Here is a 13,891-nt window from a genome sequence, read left to right as displayed (position 1 = left end):
CATGGGCCGATCCCGGCTCGCGCCCGGGGATCTGCTCGTCGAGGCGGTCGCCGGCATCCTCCAGCGGCCGGCCCGCTCCGTCCTGACCGCGCTGGGCACCGTGCTGGGCGTAGGAGCGTTCATCGCGGTGCTCGGGCTCACCGGGACCGCGGCCTCGCAGATCGACACCCGTTTCAACAAGCTCACCGCGACCGAGGTCAGTGTCGAGGACACCGGCGGAAAGGACGCGGCGCGGGTGTCCCTGGCCTTCCCCCGGAACGCCGACGCGCGCGTCGACCGGCTCAACGGGGTCACTGCCGCCGGCGTGTACTGGCGGGTCCGGCTCGGCCGGCAGGACCCCGTCCGGTCGGCCCCGCTCGGCATCTCCAACGGCGCCGACGCCCAGACCCAGGTCATCGCGGCCTCCCCCGGCGTGCTGGCCGCGGCCAACCCCCGTTTCGCACAGGGCCGTTCCTTCGACGCGTTCCACGAAGCGCGGCGTCAGCAGGTCGCCGTCCTGGGCAAGGCCACCGCCGCGCGGCTGGGCATCACGACACTGCGCACCCAGCCGGCGATCTTCATCGGGGACGTGCCGTTCTCGGTGATCGGCATCGTGGACGACGTACAGCGCAAGCCGGAGCTGCTGATGTCCGTCGTGGTCCCCCGTGCCACCGCGGAACTCATCTGGGGACCCCCGACGGACACCCGGGCCCAGATGCTGATCTCCACGGAACTCGGCGCCGCCCCGCAGGTCGCCCACGAAGCGGCTGTGGCCCTGCGCCCGGAACATCCCGAGTACTTCAACGCCGTCCCGCCGCCCGACCCCAAGACGCTGCGCACCGCGGTGAGCGGCGACCTGAGCCAGCTGTTCCTCGTTCTGGCGGCCGTCTGTCTGGTGATCGGGGCCGTCGGTATCGCCAACACCACACTCGTCGCCGTCATGGAGCGCACCGGAGAGATCGGGCTCAGGCGGGCGCTCGGCGCGCGTGGCCGCCACATCACTCTCCAATTCCTCGCCGAGTCGGCGGCGTTGGGGCTCATCGGTGGCCTGGTGGGCACCTCCGCCGGAACGGCGACGGTCGTCTCCGTCTCGGCGTTCCGTCAATGGACCCCCGTCGTCGATCCGACGACCCTCGCCGCAGCCCCGGCCCTCGGACTCGCGACCGGGCTGCTGGCCGGTCTGTATCCGGCCTGGCGCGCTTCCCGGATCACCCCTGCCGAAGCCCTTCGCCGCTGAAGGCCACCGAGGCACCACCCGAACCACCGTCGCACCGCCGCATCCCCGCACCATCCACCCGAACAGAATGAAGACGAAGGGACCCAGCCCGTGGCTGACGAAATGGTGCTCCGCGCACAGCGGTTCATCAACCTCACCTATCCCAACAACGTCCTCGGTGTCCCGCCGCTGGCCGAGAACGGCCAGACGAGCTGGACCGTCATGTACTCACTCACCCGTGCTCTCCAGTACGAGCTGGGGATCTCCTCGCTGTCCAACTCGTTCGGACCGGCCACCATGGCCGCGCTGAAGACCAAGTGCCCCTCGGTCAACGAGGGGACGGCGCTGTCCGCGAACTTCACCCGCATCATTCAGTCGGCGATGTACTGCAAGGGCTACGACGGCGGCGAGATCGACGGGACGTACAACGACCGCGTCAAGGCCGGGATCGTCAAGCTGAAGTCGAACATGGGGGTCAGCGTCCCCTACCCGGGCAGCTCGCTGGAACCGAAGGTGTTCAAGAGCCTCCTCAACATGGACGCCTACACGACCATCTCGGGCGGCACCGACACCATCAGATCCATCGAGCAGTGGATGAACTCCCGCTACGCGCAGCGGGCCGACTACGGCATCGTCCCCTGCGACGGGCACTTCTCACGCGACGTCCAGACGGCCATGATCTACGCGATCCAGTACGAGCTGGGCATGGCGGACGGGACCGCCAACGGTGTATTCGGACCCGGCACGAAGTCGGGCATCAAGGCGCACCCGCTGTCGACCGGTTCGGCGGGGCCGTGGGTGCAGCTGTTCTCAGCGGCCATGGTCTTCAACCGCCGCGCCGGTGTGGACTTCACCAGCAGCTTCACCTCGTCCCTCGCCAGTGCGGTTTCCACCTTCCAGAGCTTCCTGAAGCTGAGCGTCAACGGGACGGCGGATTTCGAGACCTGGGCGTCACTGCTGGTCTCGTACGGCGACGACACCCGTAAGGGCACCGCCTTCGACTGCGCCGACGAGGTCACGGCGGCCCGGGCCAAGAGCCTCTGCGACGCGGGGTACCGGGTCGGCGGACGCTATCTGGTGAACGTGCCGGGCACCAGCCTGGACAAGGTGATCAAGCCCGGCGAGCTGGCCACCATGGCCGCCGCAGGACTGAGCTGCTTCCCGATCTACCAGACGTTCGGCGACAGCTCCTCCTACTTCGGCCGCTACCAGGGCACTTCGGACGCCATCGCCGCCACCGAGGCCGCCCTCGGGCACGGCTTCAAGAAGAACACCCGTATCTACTTCGCGATCGACTACGACAACACCGACGACGAGATCACCGCGAACCTGATCCCGCATTTCCAGGGCATCCAGGAGGGGATCGCGGCGGCCGGCAACCACTACACGGTCGGCATCTACGCCACGCGCAACGCCTGTTCGCGGGTGTCGGACGCGGGCCTGGCCGGCGCGAGTTTCGTCTCCAACATGTCCGCCGGCTACTCGGGGAACCTCGGGTTCCCGATGCCGGAGAACTGGGCGATCGACCAGATCAAGACCGTCAACGTCGGTTCCGGGACGGGACTGATCGAGATCGACAACGACATCGCTTCCGGCCGTGAGACCGGACAGCGGACCTTCGACACGCCGCCGCCCAACACCGACCTCGACGTCCCGTTCGAAATGTCGTGGACCGATCAGCTCGTGACGGACGTCCAGACATACCTGAAGTCCATCGGCATTCCCGAGTCCGGCCCGCCCGACAGCTGGCCCTCGCTCGGCAAGACCAAGTACACCACCAGCTTCTGCGTCGAGTTCATGCTGTCCTGGGACGACCTGTTCACGTCGCTCGCCCGGATGCTGAAGATGCGCAAGGCACTCATCCAGACCTCCGCCATCTGGGAGTTGCGGCACTTCAACGTCACCAGCATCGGGGACCTGGCCGTGCCGAAGGCCAACGACGAATTCTCGGACGCCTGCGTCTGGGAGTACTACAACGACGGTTCGCTGCCGGACTGGGCGACCCAGTTCCTGAACAAGCTCACGCCGTTCAACGACTGCTCCACCGGAGTGGGACAGATCTTCGGGAACAGGGCGATCACCGCGCGCAACCACGCGGTCGACCTGGGGCTGCTCGACGAGGCGAAGCTCGATCCCACCAAGGACGCGGACATCTGGACCGTCTGGGAGAAGCTGCACTACAACCAGTCGTACAACATCTCGACGGTGCCCTACATGCACATCCTGCACGCGTCCGAGAACGGTATGGCCCGCCCCGGACTGACGACGAGCGAGACCGACACCGAGCTGATCCTGAAGTACTACCAGGGCAACACGGCGGAGGCGGCGCAGCAGGCCAAGCTCCGCATGGGGCTCTACCGCATATTCGAGGACAAGTACAACAAGGTGTTCCGCACGTACCTGTCCAAGGGTACGAACCTCCGTCTGAAGTGAGGACCGTGATGGAGCAGGAGAGCAGTGAACTGACGCGGCAGCCCCGGCAGCCCCGGTGGCGCCGTCTGGCGCCGGTCTGGGTCAACCTGCTGCTCGGCGTACCCGCCGTGCTCCCGCTCCATTCGGCGTGGCTGCTCCTCACCACGTACCGCGCGTGCGCGTTCGACAACTCGGGCTACGGGCTCAACACCTGTGGCGATTCCAGCATGGTCGAAGGCGCCGGATGGGCCAGGGTCGGCGTGGTCCTCGTCGGCGGGCTGGGTCTGCTGGTGGTGCTCCTGGTGGATGTCCTGCTCCCGGCCAACAGGGGACGGCGATGGCGGCAGTGGACCGCCGCCGCGCTCGTCATCCCCGTTCCGTACCTGCTTGCGGTAATCGCATTCAAGCTCCTCCACTGACCTGACTGAAGGAAACGGATTCAGACATGACGCAACAGGCCATGCCTCGGCGCGCGATGCTCATGAGACTCGCCGGGATCGGAGCGGGCGCCGCCTTGGTGTCGGCGTCCGGAGGGCTCCTGGTTCCCGCCGCCGCGGCGGAGAACGAGGGGCAGCGGACCCAGGAACCGCGTAAGCACCCGGCGACCCCGAACGGGTGGCTGGTGGCCGACTCGGCCAACACCGACCAGGGGGTGTGGTCGCGCCCGGTCTCCGGCGCCGGATTCACCGTCGCCACCCGCCTCGGCATGGTGGAAACCGTCCTGGTGCACGTCGTGCGGCGCTGGCACTACGAGATAGAGACCCTGCGCGAAGGGGAGGTCGTCGGCTGGCGGCCTCTCACCGGCCTCGACGCCGGTCATCCGGAGGCGAACCAGGCCTCCGGGACCGCGGTCACCATCCGTCCCGGTTCCTATGTGAAGGGCGCCAGGGGCGGGCTGACGCAGCCGCAGCGGAGCGTCGTGCGGGACATCCTGGACGACTGCGGCGGCCTGGTCCGCTGGGGCGGCGACGACGACGTCCCCTACGAGGCGCTGTTCTACATCGACATTCCCCCGAACGCTGCGGCACGTTCCGGCGGCGGCGCGCTGGTGAAGCTGGCCGACAAGGTGCGCGGCTGGAACCAGACACCGGGCCTGGGGGCGGGCGTGAAGGCGTAGCCCGAGCGACGGGACGGACGTACGGGTCTCCGCTGTCGGCGGCGGAGACCCGTACGTCCCCCTGGCCGGGTTTACGCGCCGGCCGGCTGGCGGACGTTCGCGTTGACCCAGTCGACGATCGACGTCGTCGTCGCCCCCGGCGTGAAGATCTCCGCCACGCCCAGCTCCTTCAGCGGCGGGATGTCCGCCTCGGGGATGATGCCGCCGCCGAAGACCTTGATGTCCTCGGCCTCCCGCTCCTTCAGCAGCTCGATGACCTTCGAGAAGAGCGTGTTGTGCGCACCGGACAGGATGGACAGACCGATCGCGTCGGCGTCCTCCTGGATCGCGGTGTCCACGATCTGCTCGGGCGTCTGGTGGAGACCCGTGTAGATGACCTCCATCCCGGCGTCCCGCAGCGCACGCGCGATCACCTTGGCCCCACGATCGTGGCCGTCGAGACCGGGCTTGGCCACCACCACTCGGATCGGACCGGACACACCCATCACTGCCTCCACATACCGACTGCGCTGTCACTGGCACGGGTCTTCGAACCGGTGACGGTACGAAGATGTGAACGAACGTTATCCACAGCATCCCGCAACCTGCTGTTTCGCGGAGGCCGGGAGGGGGAAATCACATAGAGGACATGTTCGCTTTATGGCGTTAGCGCACGACTCGGCAGCGCCGTTCGGAGGTGACCATGAGGATTCCGCCCTTCCAATGGCCACCGCTGATGTGGCTGCAGGCCACCGCCCTGGACCTGGCGATTCTCACGGGTCATCTGCTCCTCTACCCGACCGGCTTCACCCAGGAGCGCCGGGACGCCGATCTGCCGGCCGACACGACGAAACTCCCCACGGAGGGCCGCGCGCACCCGCCGGTCCTGATGGTGCACGGGTTCGTGGACAACCGCTCCGTCTTCGTCCTGCTGCGGCGCTCCCTGTCCCGGCACGGCTGGCGGCATCTGGAATTCATCAATTACTCCCCGCTGACCTGCGACATCCCGACCGCGGCCGCCACCCTCGGCGAGCGCATCGAGGAGATCTGCGCCCGTACGGGGCACCGGCGGGTCGATGTCATCGGGCACAGCCTGGGCGGCCTGATCGCCCGCTACTACGTCCAGCGGCTGGACGGCGACGCGCGGATCAGGACCCTGGTCACGCTGGGCACGCCGCACGAGGGCACGTCCGTCGTCCCGATCGCCAGCGCGCACCCCATCGTGCGGCAGATGCGGCCCGGCTCGGCCGTCATGAAGGAGCTACGGCTCCCCGCGCCCGGCTGCCGCACCCGGTTCGTGAGCTTCTGGAGCGATCTGGACCCGCTGATGACCCCCGTGGGGACGGCCAGGATCGACCACCCGGACCTCGACACCGAGAACGTGCGGGTGACCGGCGTGGGCCATCTCGCCCTGCCCGTCCATCCGGCGGTCGCGGCCGGAATCCGACGCGTCCTCGGGTCCGAGCGGAGCGCCGCCGGGGTCGACGGAGCGGTCTCCGTGGCCTGAGCGAGACGTCAATACACTCGAACACGTTTCGAACATAGGGCCAAAGCTGTGCCCGCAGTCCCCCGAAAGACGGCCGAATGCCCCTTTCCGCAGGGCCCAGAACCCGCCGAAGATTGTCGCCGTCGTATACCGCCGGGTACAGTCGCGGCCACTGCTTTCCCCTCCCGGGGCCCTCCCTCCAAGGACGGCTTCCGAGAGGCCCTGGTTCTGCTGCCGAGGCGAGAGAGAAGTTGGTGACCGACCAGCACACCCACGCCGGGTACGCCCCATACGGCGGCGACACCACTGGCAGTTTCGACACCGACCCGCTCTTCGGCTCCCTGCCCGGTGGCTACGAGACCGGCATCGCCTACGACACCGGCCAGTACGGAACCGATCAGTACGGCACCGACCAGTACGGAACCGGCCAGTACGACAGCACGCAGTGGAACACCGGGGCGCAGCAGACGGCGGGCTACGACGCGTACGCCACCACCGCCTACGCCACGGGCTACGCGCAGCCGCAGTACGACACCAGCGGCCAGTGGGACGCGAGCGCCTGGAACCAGCCGGACGGCGCGACGCAGGTACAGCAGACGCCCGTCCAGCAGGCTCCCGTACAGCAGACGCAGGCGCAGACCGCGCCGTACGGCTACGACACGACAGGGCAGTGGGGCACTCCCACCTTCGACACCGGCGCCTACGACGCCACCGCGTGGAACGCGACGCAGCTGACGGAGCAGTACGCGGCCGAGCCGTACGAGCACGAGCGGGCGCCCGAGCACCACCAGGAACAGCACCACCAGGAACAGCCGCACACGGAACAGCCGCAGCCGGCGGAGCAGTACGAACCGGAACACTACGAACCGGAGCAGTACGCCGCCGACCCGTACGAGCCCGTGGCGCACGAGCCCGACCCGTACCAACCCGCCGCACACGAGCCCGCGGCGCACGGATCCGAAGCGTACGAGCCCGAGCCGGAGCACGGTTTCGACCCCGGCGACGAGCCGGACCTCGACCTCGCGCCGCGCCCCGAGATCCCGGTCCGCCGGGTCGGCTCGGGCGGCGGCAGCCGTGGCCGGCGCCGTACGCCCAGCAAGCGCTCCGCGCTCCTCACCATCGCCGTCCCCTCCGCCTGCGTGATGGGCGTCGCCGGTATCGCGGCCGCCTCCGTCGGCGGGATCAGCGGCGGCGAAGAGACCCAGGACGACCGGACCTCACAGGCCGCGGCCGACCCCGCCTCGGTGCACCCCGTCGCCGCCAACAACAAGGTCGACACCCAGCTCGCCGCGCTCAGCGCCGACGCCCGGGACTTCGGGGACCGCGCCAGCCGCACCCAGGAGCGCATCGACCTGAAGGAGCGGCAGGAGGCGGAGAAGAAGAAACGTGAGGAGGAGGCGGCGCGCAAGGAGGCGCTGCGGCCCAAGTACGTCCTCCCCGTCGAACAGCACGGGCTCAGCGCCTACTTCGGCCAGGCCGGCGTCAACTGGATGTCCGTGCACACCGGCATCGACTTCCCCGTCTCGTACGGCACGACGGTGATGGCGGCGACCGACGGCACCGTGCGCACGCAGTACAACAGCGCCTACGGCAACATGGCCATCGTGACCTCGCCGGACGGCACGGAGACCTGGTACTGCCATCTGAGCAGCACCAAGATCCGCTCGGGTTCGGTCAAGGCCGGTGACGTCATCGCGTACTCCGGCAACTCCGGCAACTCCACCGGCCCGCACATGCACTTCGAGGTGCGGCCGGGCGGCGGCGCGGCGATCGACCCGATCCCGTGGCTGCGCAGCCACGGGATCAACCCCGAGTAGGAGCGCCCCGGAGCTTCTACAGCTCCAGGCCGCCGCTCACAGCTTCTGGACCGGTGCGTACCGCAGCAGCAGCCGCTTCGGCTTCGTGTCCCCGAAGTCGATCGTCGCCTGCGCGTCCGCGCCCTGACCCGTGACCGTCACGACCGTACCGAGACCGAACTGGTCGTGTGTCACCCGGTCGCCCACCGCCAGCTGGATCACCGGCTTGTCGGTCGCGCGCCGAGTCGCGAAGCCGGACGGGCCGCCGCCCGAGCGGGACCGCGCCGAGGTGGACGACAGCGACGACGTGATCCCCGAGGTGGGGCCCGCCGGGATCTGCGCGCCGGTGCGCTTCCAGTCCAGATGCGCGCCCGGAATCTCCTCAAGGAACCGCGACGGCGGGTTGTACGCCGGCTGCCCCCAGGCACTGCGCATCGCCGAGCGGGTCAGATACAGCCGCTCGCGGGCGCGGGTGATGCCGACGTACGCGAGACGGCGCTCCTCCTCCAGCTCCTTCACCTGGCCGAGGGCGCGCATGTGCGGGAAGACGCCGTCCTCCATGCCGGTCAGGAACACGACGGGGAATTCGAGGCCCTTGGCGGTGTGCAGCGTCATCAGCGTGATGACCCCTGAGCCGTCCTCGTCCTCGTCGGGGATCTGGTCCGAGTCGGCGACGAGCGCGACCTGTTCGAGGAACTCGGCGAGCGTGCCGGGGGTGGCGGGAACCGGGGCCGGAGCGGCCGGGTCCGCAACGGGAGCAGCCGGGTCCGCCGCGGGAGCAGCCGGGTCCGCCGCCGGAGTGTCCGGGCCGGCCGCCGCTCCGTCGTCACCCGCCGCCTGCTGTCTGGCCTGCTCGAACTCCAGCGCCACGGCGGCCAGTTCCTGCAAGTTCTCGATCCGGGTCTCGTCCTGCGGGTCGGTCGACGCCTGCAACTCGGCGAGATAGCCGGTCCGTTCGAGCACGGCCTCCAGGACCGTCGCGGGCCCCGCGCCCGACTCGACGACCGTGCGCAGCTCCTCCATCAGCGTGTTGAACCGCTTGACGGCGTTGGCCGAGCGCGCCGCCATCCCGTACGCCTCGTCCACCCGGCGCAGCGCCTGCGGGAAGGTGATCTTCTCGCGCTGCGCGAGCCCGTCGATCATCGCCTCGGCGCGGTCGCCGATGCCGCGCTTGGGCACGTTCAGGATGCGGCGCAGCGGGACGCTGTCCTCCGGGTTGGCCAGGACGCGCAGATAGGCCAGCACGTCGCGGACCTCCTTGCGCTCGTAGAACCGCACACCGCCGACGACCTTGTAGGGCAGGCCGACCCTGATGAAGATCTCCTCGAAGACACGCGACTGCGCGTTCGTCCGGTAGAAGATCGCGACATCGCCCGCCTTGACGTCGCCCGCGTCGGTCAGCCGGTCGATCTCCTCGGCGACGAACTGCGCCTCGTCGTGCTCGGTGTCGGCGACATAGCCGGTGATCTGGGCGCCGGCGCCCGCGTTGGTCCACAGGTTCTTCGGGCGGCGGCTCTCGTTGCGCTCGATGACGGCGTTGGCCGCGCTGAGGATGGTCTGGGTGGAGCGGTAGTTCTGCTCCAGCAGGATCGTCGTCGCGTCGGGGTAGTCCTCCTCGAACTGGAGGATGTTACGGATCGTGGCGCCCCGGAACGCGTAGATCGACTGGTCCGCGTCACCGACGACGCACAGCTCCCCCGGGTCGTGCCCCTCGCCCGACGGGCCGACCAGCTCCCTGACGAGGGTGTACTGGGCGTGGTTGGTGTCCTGGTACTCGTCGACGAGGACGTGCCGGAAGCGGCGCCGGTAGTGCTCGGCGACGTCCGGGAACGCCTGGAGGAGATGGACGGCGGTCATGATGATGTCGTCGAAGTCGAGGGCGTTGGCCTCGCGCAGCCGGGACTGGTACATCCGGTACGCCTCGGCGAGCGTCTTCTCGAAGCCGTCCGTGGCCTGTCCTGCGAACGTCTCCTCGTCGATCAGCTCGTTCTTCAGGTTCGAGACCTTGGCGCTGAACGACTTCGGCGGGTGCCGCTTGGGGTCCAGGTCCAGATCGCGGCAGACCAGGGCCATCAGCCGCTTGGAGTCCGCCGCGTCGTAGATCGAGAACGAGGACGTGAAGCCGAGCCTCTTCGACTCGCGCCGCAGGATCCGTACGCAGGCGCTGTGGAACGTCATCACCCACATGGCGGCGGCGCGCGGTCCGACGAGCTGTTCGACCCGCTCCTTCATCTCGCCGGCGGCCTTGTTGGTGAAGGTGATGGCCAGTATCTCGCCGGGGTGCACACTGCGGGTACCCAGCAGATGGGCGATCCGGTGGGTCAGCACCCGGGTCTTGCCGGACCCGGCCCCCGCGACGATGAGCAGCGGCGATCCGGTGTGCACGACGGCGGCGCGCTGCTCCTCGTTGAGCCCGTCGAGCAGCGCGGCGGGATCCACGACGGTGCGCGGAGCGCCGTCGCGGTGGTACGCATCCCTGGCCGCGGGCACGTGGAACGCCCCCTCGAATAGGTCGTCGGGCACCTGCTCGGGCGCGGTGTCCTCGGGCGGCGGCGGAGGCTCGTCGCCGGAGGGCTGGAGGTCCGCCAGGAAGCTGTCGTCAAAGAGGCTGCTCATCGCCTCCAGAGTCTAGGCTCCCGCACTGACACCCCACGCCCGCCTTCACTCAACCACGGAGTGTGACGAGACGCACTTCACGTCAAAGGTCACGAAAATGTATCGGGCATATCGCACATCAACCTTCACAGAGTGTCCACGGTTGGCTAGCGTGCTCGATCAGGCAGCCCGTCCCCTCATGAGGCGAGCCACGCCGGCCGGACGGCTCATGCCCCGGCGGGCGGTTCACGGAAGGAGATGCCGGCCTTGTCGTCGCATCGCAAAACGCGCAGCCGCACCGGAATTCGCGCGGGTTCGCCCGCCGTCGGGCTCACCACCGCGGCCATCGCCTCGGTCACCCTGCTCTCCTCGCAGAGCGCGTACGCGGCACCACGCGACCCGAAGCCGTCCGTCGAAGAGGTGCAGAAGAAGGTCGACGACCTTTACCGGCAGGCCGGTTCGGCCACCGAGCAGTACAACAAGGCGAAGGAGTCGACGGACAAGCAGCGCAAGACCGTCGACCAGGTGCTGGACCAGGTCGCCGCACGCGCCGACAAGGTCAACGAGGCCCGCCGCGCGCTGGGGATGTTCGCGACGGCCCAGTACCGCGAGGGCGCGGTCTCGGGCACGGCGGCGCTGATGTTCTCCGACAGCCCCCAGCAGTTCTTCGAGCAGAGCCAGCTGATGTCCCGGGTGACCGACCGCCAGCAGGCGGCCGTCTCCGACTTCCAGGATCAGCAGACAGCCGCGGCCGAGAAGCGCGCCGAGGCGACGAAGCAGCTCGCGACGCTGACCGCGTCGCAGACCTCGCTGCGCACCAGCAAGGTGCAGGTCCAGCAGAAGCTCGGCGCCGCACGCACGCTGCTGTCGAAGCTGACCAAGGAGGAGAAGGAGCGGCTCGCCGCGCTGGAGCGCAAGAAGGAGGACGAGGCGCGCCGCAAGGCCGAGGCCAAGGCGAAGGCGGAGGCGCGCGCGAGGGCGGAGGCGGCGAAGGCCGCGAAGAAGCCCGCCGCCACCGGGTCGGGCACCGGCTCCGGCACGGGCTCCACCGGCTCCTCGGCCGGTTCGAGCGGCGGTGCCACCACCGGTTACGCCGCCAAGGCCGCCAAGGTGCTCGCCTTCGCCCGCTCACAGATCGGCAAGCCGTACGTGTGGGGCGCGACGGGCCCCAGCTCGTACGACTGCTCGGGGCTGACCCAGGCCGCCTGGCGGGCGGCCGGCGTCGAGCTGCCCCGTACGACGTACGACCAGGTGAACGTGGGCACGCGCGTCGCGACGGACGATCTGCTCCCCGGCGACCTGGTCTTCTTCTACGACGACATCAGCCACGTCGGCATCTACATCGGCGACGGCATGATGATCCACGCGCCGAAGCCGGGTGCGAACGTCCGCGAGGAGTCGATCTACTACATGCCGATCTACGGCAGCGTGCGCCCCGCCTGACCCATCCCGGTCACCTGACCACCCCGGCCGCCCTGACCCACCAACCGCCGTCTGTATCACCACTTCGCGCTCCGGCGCCGCGTTCTCGGCGTATCGGTCGGGTCCGGAGCGGAAGCGATGATCTTGCCGTCGGCCATCCGGTCAGAAAACAGCTTTGTACTTTCATCTCGCGCCAATACCTGGCTTGTCGATGCCTCTTCGTGACCTTGCGCCCTAGCGTCCTCCTTGCAACGGACATATGACGTAAGGAAGTGGACGCCCCCGTGGCAGCGCACCGGAAACGCAAGCACCGCCCGTTCACAGGACCGGCCCGCCGTACCGCCGCCACCCTCGCCCTCGCGGGAGCGGCGACGGCGACGGCCTCGGGCGGAGCGGCGCACGCGGAGCCACAGCTCTCGCCGGCTCAGGTCAAGGCCAAGGTCGACAAGCTGTACGAGGAGGCGGAGGCCGCCACCGAGAAGTACAACGGGGCGAAGGTGAAGGCCGACTCTGCCCGCCGCTCGCTCTCGTCGCTGCGCGACCAGGCGACCCGCAGGACGGAACGGCTCAACACCTCGCGCAACGCGCTGGGTTCGATGGCGACGGCGCAGTACCGCTCGGGCGGCCTCGACCCCGCCGTACAGCTCGCGCTGTCGTCGAAGCCCGACGACTACCTGGACAGCGCGTCACTCGCCGAGCGCGTGGGCTCGCGCCAGGCGAACACGCTCAGCAGGGTCCGCGGGGAACTCGCCGCGATCGGCCGGCTGCGGAACCAGGCCGACGGCGACCTCGCGGACCTGAAGGCCCGGCAGAAGGAACTGGCGGACCGGAAGACCACCATCCAGACGAAGCTGGACGAGGCGCGGCAACTGCTGGCGCGGCTGAGCGAGCCGCAGCGGGCGGCGTACACCCAGGCGTCCGGCGCCGCCGCCCCGGCCACCCTCACGACCCGCGCCAGCCGCTCGATGTCCCGCTCCTCGTCCCAGGCCCCGGCCCGGACGCAGGCGCCGACGTCCCGCGCGGCCGCCGCCGTCGCCTTCGCGTACGGGGCGCTCGGCAAGCCGTACGTGTGGGGCGCGACGGGCCCCAATTCCTTCGACTGCTCGGGGCTGACCCAGGCGGCCTGGCGCGCCGCCGGTGTCTCGCTGCCGCGCACGACGTACACCCAGATCAACGCGGGCCGCCGGGTGTCCCGCTCCGAGCTGGCCCCCGGTGACCTGGTCTTCTTCTACTCCGGGGTCAGTCATGTCGGGCTCTACATCGGCAACGGCCAGATGATCCACGCCCCGCGCCCCGGCACCCCGGTCCGGGTGGCCCCGATCGACCAGATGCCCTTCGCGGGCGCGACCCGCCCGGCCTGAGGCCTCTCGTTCGGCTGATGCCGGGATGCCCCCGGCCGTCCCCCGGGCCACGATGGGCGGGCAGCACACCCGCAGGCCCGCGAAGGGACAGCCGTGAGAGCCGTGAGACGAAGCAGCACCGCCGGCGCGACGGGGCTGGCCCTGGTCGCGGCCGCGTTCTTCGTACTGGCCCCGGTAGGCGCACCCCCGGCGGGCTGCGACGACACCCCCGAAGGCCGCCTGTGCATCGAGGGCCCGATCGGCGCGCAGGGCACCTTCACCACCCGCTACACCCAACGCCCCGGCCACCCGGCCACCGACGTCCAGCTGGGCTACCAGCGCAAGGACCACCGCCTGACGGCCTTCGCCGCCTGGTTCGGCACCGAACGCACCCAGCACGGCCGGGCAGAACTGACCGGCACCCTGGCCACCCTCCCGGGCGAATGCATCAGAGGAGTCCTACGCGACCCCCAGGGCCACACAAGAGCAACAACCTGGCACTGCGCGCAACAGCCCGCGCGACACTGAGCGCGGGGACCGCTCGGACCG

At 69.5% G+C, this 13,891-nt stretch carries 11 protein-coding genes; 9 read left to right on the top strand and 2 right to left on the bottom strand.

Going from position 1 to position 13,891, the window contains the following annotated elements; genetic code table 11:
* Nucleotide 1: 1 nt before the first annotated feature.
* The 4 genes from OHS57_RS23740 (at nucleotide 2) to OHS57_RS23725 (ending at nucleotide 4,724) form a co-directional block, all read left to right on the top strand.
* Nucleotides 2-1,216 carry an ABC transporter permease gene (locus OHS57_RS23740; protein WP_328583271.1) on the top strand — a complete coding sequence of 405 codons (1,215 nt, stop codon included), beginning with the start codon at nucleotides 2-4 and terminating at the stop codon, nucleotides 1,214-1,216.
* Nucleotides 1,217-1,306: 90 nt separating this feature from the next.
* Nucleotides 1,307-3,628 (top strand): glycoside hydrolase domain-containing protein, encoded by a 2,322-nt coding sequence (locus OHS57_RS23735; protein WP_328583270.1) that lies wholly within the window; start codon nucleotides 1,307-1,309, stop codon nucleotides 3,626-3,628.
* 5 nt (nucleotides 3,629-3,633) lie between these two features.
* A complete protein-coding gene (locus OHS57_RS23730) occupies nucleotides 3,634-4,026 on the top strand; it encodes a hypothetical protein (protein ID WP_157874289.1) in 393 nt (130 codons plus the stop codon).
* A 26-nt stretch (nucleotides 4,027-4,052) separates the two neighbouring features.
* Entirely contained in the window at nucleotides 4,053-4,724 is a 672-nt protein-coding gene (locus tag OHS57_RS23725; RefSeq protein ID WP_328583269.1) for a hypothetical protein, read from the top strand.
* Nucleotides 4,725-4,795: 71 nt separating this feature from the next.
* Here the strand turns inward: OHS57_RS23725 and OHS57_RS23720 are convergent, their stop codons facing one another.
* On the bottom strand, nucleotides 4,796-5,209 hold the full coding sequence (locus tag OHS57_RS23720) for a cobalamin B12-binding domain-containing protein (RefSeq protein WP_041985474.1): 414 nt from the start codon (nucleotides 5,207-5,209) through the stop codon (nucleotides 4,796-4,798).
* 197 nt (nucleotides 5,210-5,406) lie between these two features.
* Here OHS57_RS23720 and OHS57_RS23715 point away from each other — a divergent pair, with 197 nt between their 5' ends.
* A complete protein-coding gene (locus OHS57_RS23715; RefSeq protein ID WP_328583268.1) occupies nucleotides 5,407-6,210 on the top strand; it encodes an alpha/beta fold hydrolase in 804 nt (267 codons plus the stop codon).
* 233 nt (nucleotides 6,211-6,443) lie between these two features.
* Nucleotides 6,444-8,006, top strand: coding sequence for a M23 family metallopeptidase (locus OHS57_RS23710; protein ID WP_328583267.1), 1,563 nt, complete (start codon nucleotides 6,444-6,446; stop codon nucleotides 8,004-8,006).
* 36 nt (nucleotides 8,007-8,042) lie between these two features.
* Here the strand turns inward: OHS57_RS23710 and OHS57_RS23705 are convergent, their stop codons facing one another.
* Nucleotides 8,043-10,601 (bottom strand): ATP-dependent DNA helicase, encoded by a 2,559-nt coding sequence (locus tag OHS57_RS23705; RefSeq protein WP_328583266.1) that lies wholly within the window; start codon nucleotides 10,599-10,601, stop codon nucleotides 8,043-8,045.
* Nucleotides 10,602-10,838: 237 nt separating this feature from the next.
* Here OHS57_RS23705 and OHS57_RS23700 point away from each other — a divergent pair, with 237 nt between their 5' ends.
* From OHS57_RS23700 to OHS57_RS23690, 3 genes are all read left to right on the top strand, one after another.
* Nucleotides 10,839-12,023 carry a C40 family peptidase gene (locus tag OHS57_RS23700; RefSeq protein WP_328583265.1) on the top strand — a complete coding sequence of 395 codons (1,185 nt, stop codon included), beginning with the start codon at nucleotides 10,839-10,841 and terminating at the stop codon, nucleotides 12,021-12,023.
* A 263-nt stretch (nucleotides 12,024-12,286) separates the two neighbouring features.
* Nucleotides 12,287-13,363 carry a C40 family peptidase gene (locus OHS57_RS23695; RefSeq protein WP_078863894.1) on the top strand — a complete coding sequence of 359 codons (1,077 nt, stop codon included), beginning with the start codon at nucleotides 12,287-12,289 and terminating at the stop codon, nucleotides 13,361-13,363.
* Between the two features lie 102 nt (nucleotides 13,364-13,465).
* Nucleotides 13,466-13,870 carry a hypothetical protein gene (locus OHS57_RS23690; protein WP_328583264.1) on the top strand — a complete coding sequence of 135 codons (405 nt, stop codon included), beginning with the start codon at nucleotides 13,466-13,468 and terminating at the stop codon, nucleotides 13,868-13,870.
* The last annotated feature ends 21 nt before the right edge of the window (nucleotides 13,871-13,891 follow it).

It is taken from the genome of Streptomyces sp. NBC_00370, assembly GCF_036084755.1.
In the GTDB taxonomy this organism is placed as follows: domain Bacteria; phylum Actinomycetota; class Actinomycetes; order Streptomycetales; family Streptomycetaceae; genus Streptomyces.
Note: the sequence above shows the minus strand (reverse complement) of the source record. Positions and strands in the feature narration are given on the sequence as shown.

Bases quoted from the DNA above. Each gene is read 5' to 3' on its own strand.
- OHS57_RS23740 (WP_328583271.1), top strand. From the start codon at position 2: ATGGGCCGATCCCGGCTCGCGCCCGGGGATCTGCTCGTCGAGGCGGTC.
- OHS57_RS23725 (WP_328583269.1), top strand. From the start codon at position 4,053: ATGACGCAACAGGCCATGCCTCGGCGCGCGATGCTCATGAGACTCGCC.
- OHS57_RS23720 (WP_041985474.1), bottom strand. From the start codon at position 5,209: ATGGGTGTGTCCGGTCCGATCCGAGTGGTGGTGGCCAAGCCCGGTCTC.
- OHS57_RS23715 (WP_328583268.1), top strand. From the start codon at position 5,407: ATGAGGATTCCGCCCTTCCAATGGCCACCGCTGATGTGGCTGCAGGCC.
- OHS57_RS23705 (WP_328583266.1), bottom strand. From the start codon at position 10,601: ATGAGCAGCCTCTTTGACGACAGCTTCCTGGCGGACCTCCAGCCCTCC.
- OHS57_RS23700 (WP_328583265.1), top strand. From the start codon at position 10,839: ATGCCGGCCTTGTCGTCGCATCGCAAAACGCGCAGCCGCACCGGAATT.